The organism is Micromonospora inaquosa (assembly GCF_003857055.1).
Lineage (GTDB): Bacteria > Actinomycetota > Actinomycetes > Mycobacteriales > Micromonosporaceae > Micromonospora > Micromonospora inaquosa.
Map to the genome: position 1 here is coordinate 1 of NZ_QGSZ01000097.1, position 5,157 is coordinate 5,157.

Consider the following 5,157-nt stretch of genomic DNA (forward strand, 5'->3'; position numbering starts at 1 on the left):
GGGCGACCGGCGGCGCGGGTGCCGCGACGACGGGCGGTGGGGCGACCGGCGCGGGTGGTGGCGCGACCGCCGGGTAGCCGGTTTCCGGCTGGTAGCCGGTCTCCAGCAGGGCGTAGCGCGACTGCGCCGGCGGTTCACCCGACCGGTAGCCGTTGTCCAGCAACGCGTAGCGCGACGGGACCGGGTCGGTGCCGCGTGGCGGTGGCTCGGGCTCGGCCCGGTAGCCCGGCTCGGCCCGGTAGCCCGGCTCGGCCCGGTAACCGGGCTCGGCGCGATAGTCCGGCTCGGCGCGGTAGCCCGGCTCGGCGCGGTAGCCCGGCTCGGCGCGGTAGCCCGGCTCGGCGCGGTAGTCGGGTTCGGCGCGGTACCCCGGCTGCTCGCTCCGGTACGCCGGCTCCGCTCGATAGTCGGGCTCGGCCCGGTAACTCGGCTCGGCCCGGTATGCCGGCGCGCCGCGGTAATCCGGCTCAGCCCGATAGTCCGGCTCAGCTCGATAGTCCGGCTCAGCCCGATAGGTGGGCTCCGCCCGGTAGGCGGGGTCCACCCGGTAGGTCCCCTCGGCCCGGTAACCAGGCTCCGCGCCGTACGACAGGTCGGCGGGATGCCCGATGGCGGATGCCCGCCCGGCGTAGCCGTTGGGACCCGGACGCTGTGGCAGCGGGTCCGGCGGCGGCTCATCGCCGCGCCGTTCGGGCTCGGTCTGCTCGGCGCCGCGACCGCCCAACCGGGCACGATCCAGCAACGCGCGCCACCGCGGCGCTGGTTCGGCCGGCCGGCCCCAGCCGGTCTCACTGCCCTCCACGGCCCGTCCTCCCAGCGCCATCGATCTCCGTCTGACAGGCTACGAACCCAACCCTATTCGGACCACACCTCAGAGCGCACACCAGCCGGGGCAGATCACGACGACGGTGACGGCGACGGCGACTCGGCGACGGTGGCGTCCGGCGAGGTGGCGACACTCGGCGGCGTCGACTCGGTGGGCTCCGGCTCCGACGGTTCCGGTGACGGCACCGTCACGGCTGGTGCGGGTTCCGACGATTCGCCCACGGAGGCCGAGGGCGCCGGTGTGCTGATCAGTGGAGCGGGCCGCTCGGACCGGGTCGGGGTGGGGCTCGGCCCGGTGTCGGCCGGCGGGCGCACCACGTCGCGCTGCTCGGGCAGGGGCGGCGTGAAGACCGTACGGTCCAGCCGGTACACCTCGGGGGCGGGGTCGACGGCGCGCACGTCCGGCCGGACCGCGACGCCGCGCAGCGCCACCGGCGTCGCGCGAACCACCGCCGCGTAGACGCAGGCGCAGCCGGTGCGGTACGCGGCCGCCTCGGCGGCGGCCACCTCAGCGCCGCTGGCGTACTGCTCGCGCAGCTCCCGCTCGCCGGCCCCGTCGCCGACGACCGCGGCGGCCCTGGCCCGGTAGTCGGCGGCCTCGGTCTCCTTGCGGGTCGCCACCTGCCGCATTCCGGCGACCACGTCGTCGGGCACCCGCAGCGCGGGGATCTTGACGATCTCGGTCTGCCGGCCGGGCAGCGGGACCCGCCCGAAGACGGTCGAGACCCCGACGTCGCCGAGCACCGTCGCGAGCCGCTGCGGAGCCAGGTACGCGTCGAGCGTGACCAGCGCGTACGTCCCGCTCTCGGCGGCCGGGGCGGACGCGGGCAGCGCGGCCAGGTCGGCCGCGGCCGACCGCAGGTAGGCGGGGACGGAGTCGCCGTCGACAACGCCGACCCGGGTCACCTCGCCCACCGTCGGGTCGCCGCCCGGAGTGTCGTCGACGGCCCAGACGGCGGTGCCCAGCACCGCCGCCGCCGAGAGCACGGCGGCCCAACTGAGCACGCCGGACCGCGCCGACCGGTCGCCCAGCCGGACCACGGCCCGGGTCAGCGGCGGTAGCAGCCGCTGGTCCAGTTGCCGCAGCAGGTTGCCGGCGCGCACGGGCGGGATCCCCTCTGTGGATCGGTGTTGGGCGGTCGCCGCTCAGTCACGCAGGATCTGGAGCGCACGGTCCAGGTCGTCAGGGTAGTCGCTGACGAACCGGACCTCGTCCCCCGTTCGGGGGTGCAAAAAGCTCAGTTCGCGGGCGTGCAGCCACTGTCGGGCCAGGCCGAGACGGGCCGAGAGGGTGGGATCGGCGCCGTAGGTGAGGTCACCCACACAGGGGTGCCGCAGGGTGGAGAAGTGCACCCGGATCTGGTGGGTCCGGCCGGTCTCCAACCGCACGTCGACCAGACTCGCGGCCGGGAACGCCTCCAGGGTGTCGTAGTGGGTGATGCTCGGCTTGCCGCCGGAGACCACCGCCCACCGGTAGTCGTGGGTGGGGTGCCGGTCGATCGGCGCGTCGACGGTGCCCCGCAGCGGGTCCAGATGACCCTGCACCACAGCGTGGTAGCCCTTGTCGACCTCGCGGTACTTGAAGGCCCGCTTCAAAGCGGTGTACGCCTGCTCGCTCTTGGCCACCACCATGATCCCGGTGGTGCCCACGTCGAGCCGGTGCACCACTCCCTGCCGCTCGGCGGCGCCGCTGGTGGAGATGCGGTGCCCGATCGCGGCGAGCGCGCCGATCACCGTCGGCCCGGTCCACCCGGGGCTGGGGTGCGCGGCCACCCCCACCGGCTTGTCGACCACGACGATGTCGTCGTCGGCGTAGACCACCCGCAGGCCGGGCACCGCCTGCGGGACCACGGTCGGCGGTGCGACCGGGGCGGGCAGCGTGACTTCCAGCCACGAGCCGGCCTTGACCTTGTGCGAGTTGGGTCGGGCGGCACCGTCGACCAGCGCGTCTCCGGCGTCGACCAGGGCTGCGGCTGCGGTGCGGGAAAGCCCGAACAGGCGGGACACGGCCTGGTCCAGGCGCATGCCGTCGAGGCCGTCCGGAACCGGAAGGGAACGGTGGTCGCCGCCAGCGGCGAAGGCGGAGGTCATGCCCGCTCCCGCTGCTCGGCGCCCGACGCGGCGTCCGTCGTGGCCGGGTCGCGGTCGCGCCCCGCCCGCCGACCGTCACGCTGCCGGCCGGTCAGCTCCAACAGGACGGCCAGCAGCACGCCGCAGACCAGCGAACTGTCGGCCAGGTTGAACACCGGCCAGACCTGACCGTACGGGTCGAAGAGGCTGATCATGTCGACGACGTGCCCGTGGAAGGGGGACGGCGCCCGGAAGATCCGGTCGACGAGGTTGCCCAACGCGCCACCCAGCACCAGGCCGAGGGAGATCGCCCAGGGCAGCGAGCGCAGGCGCAGTGCCATCCAGACGATCCAGCCGACCACCCCGATGGTGATCAGTGGGAAGACCCACGTGTGGTCGGCGCCGATGCTCCAGGCCGCGCCACTGTTGCGGGTCAGGCTCAGGTAGACGAACCCGCCGAGCAGCCGGACCGGCTCCCGGTCGGTCAGCGCGGCCAGCGCGAGGTGCTTGGTGACCAGGTCGGCCAGCAGGGCCACCAGGGCGACTCCGGCGAGAATCGCGACGGCCCGGGGCCGGCGTGTGCCGCCGCCCGGATCGGTGCGGCCGGGTTCGGCGGACGGTGCTGCGGTCATGCGCTCCCCATCGACAGTCTTGGCGGTGATCGCTCACCGTCTCATCGCCGCCGGGGAGCGGTCCTCAGCGCCGCTCCTCCAGCTGCTTGCACGTCACACACTGGGTGGCCGACGGGAAGGCGGCGAGGCGCTCGACCGGGATCGGGTTGCCGCACCGCTCGCACCAGCCGTAACCACCCTCGTCGAGGCGCTCCAGAGCGCGCTCCACCTGCGTGATCCGTTCCAGAATGCTGTTGGCGAGAGAGATCTCCTGCTCCCGCTCGAGCGTCTTGGTGCCCGTGTCGGCCTGGTCGTCCCCGGCCGAGTCGGTCAGCCGATCGCGCTGCAGCTCGGTGATCTCACTCAGCGTCTGATCGTACTCGGCACGAAGCTCGTCCCGCCGCGCCGCCAGCGCCGCCCGGATCTTCTCGGTCTCCGCCGTGCTGCGGGTGGCCTTGGCCACCGGCTTGCGCCCGGCGGTCCTGGTGTCGGCTGGCTTCGCCATGGGTCGCTCCCTCGGCCGGGGAACCGCGCGGTCCGCGGCGCCTGGGTCAGGGGGCGCCGACCAAGGCGTCCCCTATGTACGAAAAGGGGCGCACGGCGACGATGGCCGCGCACTCCGGAGGTTGGCAAGAATACGGAACGTACAGGCGTCCGACAACGTGCCGCACCGTCGCACCGTCTAACAGCCCCTAGCTCTGCCAAACCGGGGCAAAGGGAACGCTAGCAGATCAATTGACCACCTCATCCCCGTACTCACCAAACCATCGGGCCAGGTGACCCCGCCGACTGACCGCCCGCAACCGCCGCTCCGCGGCGTCGCGCACCCCGGCGGTCGCCACGATCAGCAGACTGTCGCCCGTCTTCAACCGGGTGTCCGGTGCGGGCACGAAGCCCACCCCGTCGCGCAGCACCAGGGTCACCGACGCGCCCAACGGGAGCCGCAGCTCGTCGACGTGCACGCCCGCCAGTCGCGAACCCGGCGGCACCTCCACCTGGAGCAGGTCCGCCCGCATCCGCTCCAGCGGGGCGGTCTCCACGTGGATCTCGGCGGCCTCGGCCGGCGCGGTCACCCGCAACCGGCGGGCGAACGGCCCCAGCGTCCCGGTCTGCACCAGCGTGAAGATCACCACCAGCACGAAGACCACGTCGAAGAGCCGCTCCGCGCCGGGCACCCGCTCGGAGAGCGGAATGGTGGCCAGCACGATCGGCACCGCCCCGCGTAGCCCGGCCCAGGACAGGAACGCCTGTTCTCGAAGGCCGACCCCGAACGGCAACGCCGAGACGGCCACCGACAGCGGCCGGGCCAGCAGCACCAGAGCCAGCCCGGCGACCACCGCGGGCAGCACCGCCGCGCCCAGCCGACCCGGCGAGGCCAGCAACCCGAGCAGCACGAACAACCCGATCTGGGCGAGCCAGGCCAGCCCGTCCGCGAAGCCGAGAATCGCCTGCCGGTGCGACAGCCGGGCGTTGCCCAGCAGCACCCCGGCCACATACACGGCGAGGAAACCCGCGGCGTGCAGAACCGCCCCGGCGGCGTACGCCAGCACGGTGATGCCCACCGCGGCGATCGGGTAGAGCCCGGCCGACGGCAGCGCCGCCCGGCGCAGCGCCCAGGTGCCGGCGACGCCCGCCGCCACCCCACTGTCTC

General features: G+C 73.9%; 5 protein-coding genes and 1 pseudogene. All 6 read right to left on the reverse strand.

Features of this window, described 5'->3' with window-relative positions:
- Window positions 1-823, reverse strand: a pseudogene (locus DLJ59_RS01945) (ATPase); the annotation flags it as partial.
- Between the two features lie 74 nt (window positions 824-897).
- Window positions 898-1,929: a hypothetical protein gene (locus DLJ59_RS01950; protein WP_124770804.1), complete on the reverse strand. Its 1,032-nt coding sequence runs from the start codon at window positions 1,927-1,929 to the stop codon at window positions 898-900.
- Window positions 1,930-1,971: 42 nt separating this feature from the next.
- Entirely contained in the window at window positions 1,972-2,916 is a 945-nt protein-coding gene (locus tag DLJ59_RS01955) for an RluA family pseudouridine synthase (RefSeq protein WP_124770805.1), read from the reverse strand.
- Window positions 2,913-3,527 carry a signal peptidase II gene (gene lspA, locus DLJ59_RS01960; protein WP_124770806.1) on the reverse strand — a complete coding sequence of 205 codons (615 nt, stop codon included), beginning with the start codon at window positions 3,525-3,527 and terminating at the stop codon, window positions 2,913-2,915. Before lspA ends, DLJ59_RS01955 begins: the two co-directional genes overlap by 4 nt.
- A 64-nt stretch (window positions 3,528-3,591) precedes the next feature.
- Window positions 3,592-4,011: a TraR/DksA family transcriptional regulator gene (locus tag DLJ59_RS01965; protein ID WP_124770807.1), complete on the reverse strand. Its 420-nt coding sequence runs from the start codon at window positions 4,009-4,011 to the stop codon at window positions 3,592-3,594.
- A 226-nt stretch (window positions 4,012-4,237) separates the two neighbouring features.
- Window positions 4,238-5,157: potassium/proton antiporter (locus tag DLJ59_RS01970; RefSeq protein WP_124770808.1), on the reverse strand; the 920-nt coding region annotated here is incomplete at its 5' end.